The organism is Thiocystis violacea (assembly GCF_016583565.1).
GTDB classification, from domain to species: Bacteria; Pseudomonadota; Gammaproteobacteria; order Chromatiales; family Chromatiaceae; genus Thiorhodococcus; species Thiorhodococcus violaceus_A.
In genome coordinates this window covers 1-2,047 of record NZ_NRRF01000174.1, presented here as the reverse complement: position 1 = coordinate 2,047, position 2,047 = coordinate 1, and the positions used below count along the sequence as shown (strand labels likewise).

The 2,047-nt window shown below is 57.3% G+C and carries 3 protein-coding genes; all 3 read left to right on the top strand.

What is annotated here, in order from left to right; all coding sequences use genetic code 11:
* Positions 1-1,063: hypothetical protein (locus tag CKO23_RS24480; protein WP_207168691.1), on the top strand; the 1,063-nt coding region annotated here is incomplete at its 5' end.
* Positions 1,064-1,125: 62 nt separating this feature from the next.
* Complete coding sequence (locus CKO23_RS24475; protein ID WP_200336078.1) at positions 1,126-1,368, top strand: hypothetical protein; 243 nt, start codon at positions 1,126-1,128, stop codon at positions 1,366-1,368.
* Positions 1,358-1,771: a PIN domain-containing protein gene (locus CKO23_RS24470; RefSeq protein ID WP_200336077.1), complete on the top strand. Its 414-nt coding sequence runs from the start codon at positions 1,358-1,360 to the stop codon at positions 1,769-1,771. Before CKO23_RS24475 ends, CKO23_RS24470 begins: the two co-directional genes overlap by 11 nt.
* Positions 1,772-2,047 lie beyond the last annotated feature (276 nt).

Below are 2,047 nucleotides of genomic sequence, written 5' to 3'. Positions count from 1 at the left end.
TGATCGAAACCTGTCGTCAGCGCGGCCATGTGCCTTGGCCCTATCTGGCCGGCGTGATCGCCGAGCGCCGCGCCGGTCGCGCGGCGACTCCGCTGCCCGCTCCGATGCCTGGTCTCTGAACGGCTACGACGGCGAGAAGATCGAGACGATCAAGCTCTACCTCCATCCCACGAAAAAGGCCTCCGCGCAGTTCGATGGTTCGCTCTTCGGCAAGGAGAATGCCAGCCCGGTGGCCTACCTCTCCGAATCCCATCTCGACACCCTCGGACTCTGTCTTTTCCTCGCCCTCGAAAAGCGGGAGAATCCGGACAGAACCATTCTTTTCCTCGATGATGCGATTGCTTCGGTAGACGAGGCTCACATGGAGCGTCTTTACCAGCTTCTCGTGGACGAGGCGACCCATTTTCACCACGTCATCATCAGCAGCCACTACCAGCCGCTGCGCTTCAAGTTCCGCTGGGGCATCCTCACCCAGAAGAAGGTCGAGTTTCTTGAACTCGGACGGTGGACGTTGGATCGAGGGCTTTCCCTGCAAAAAGGGCCAAACTCAGAGGTGAAGTTCCTTCGCCAATACATCGAGCAGGGTGAACACGCCTCCGCCATTGCCAATACCGCCGGTTTGATCCTTGAACACATCTTTGATTTCCTGACTGGAATCTATCAGTGCCGACTTCCGCGAAATCCCGGTGCGGAGCAACGCTGGACACTCGATCACTACAAGGGCGGGCTGAAGGGCGAAAAGAATCTGCTGCCCTCTCTCCGCTGTGACCACCTTGATGAACAGGGCAATGTGACCAAGTCAGTTGACTTGGAACCGCTGATTGAAGCCGTCTTTTCCCGTCTCCAGTTCCGCAACGCGATTGGATGCCACTTCAAGGACATCGCCGGATATTTCGACGAGATCGGTGAGGCCATCACACTGGGAAATGCCACCCTCGCTCTCGTCGAGGCGATCTGCGATGAGAAGGACACCCTGCCAGATCGACGGAAGGACGGTTGTAGTTGGCACAACCGAGGCGAGAGCGTCACCCGCCGCCTTTACCCGCTGCTCAAGCCTGATTAGCTGGCTTCGATTCAGTCTTCACACATTGACAGTATTCCCATACTCCTGTAAATGTTGCATCTATGAAAACGACGATCGATTTCCCTGACGAACTCCTCCATCGCGCCAAAATCGTGGCGGCCCAGCGGCGGACGACCTTGCGTGAACTCGTGGTCAAGGGCCTCGAGACCGTGACTTCAGACCTTGGAGACGAGGAGAAGGACAACGAGCGCAAGAAGACCTTCACTCGCTTGTTGAAAGCCATGCGGGCGTCGAACACGGAGCCCATGGTTCCTCTGACACGGGAGGAGATTTATGACCGCTGAGGTCTTTCTCGACTCGAATGTCCTCCTCTACGCCTGTTCGAACGCACCCGCTGACGCGGAGAAACAGGCCAAAGCGGAACGCCTGATCCTCGATACCGACTTCGCCCTGTCCGCGCAGGTCTTGCAGGAATTCGTTGCCAATGCCCTGCGCAAGAAAGCGCTGGGAATTTCCGAAAGCGGCATCGACGCGACCCTCGAGCTCAGCGGGCGCGTGCCCGTCCTGCCGGTCACCCGTGAGCTGGTGATGGCGGCGGTTATTCTCCGCCGCCGGTTTCAGCTTTCTCACTGGGACTCAACCATCCTCGCCGCCGCCCGGGAACTCGGCTGCCACTCTCTCTACACCGAAGACCTCAACCACGGCCAGGACTACGACGGCGTCCGGGTCATCAACCCGTTTTCATGAACCCTATCCTTTCAACCACAGAGAACACAAAGAGCACAAAAGAAAAGGCTCAAGATCAGGCCGCCATCCCTGCTCTGTGATCTTTGTGATCTTTGTGATCTTTGTGATCTTTGTGGTTAGAAATACATCGCATGTCTAAAAAACAAAAAGTAAGCGGTCAGATACCCCCTTGATGCTCCCGGTCGCGCAGCCCAGAATCGGGCTATCTTCACCGTCCACTGAAACCTCCCCGCCTGAGCGATGCACCTGAGCGACCACAGCCTCAGCCAGCTTGAC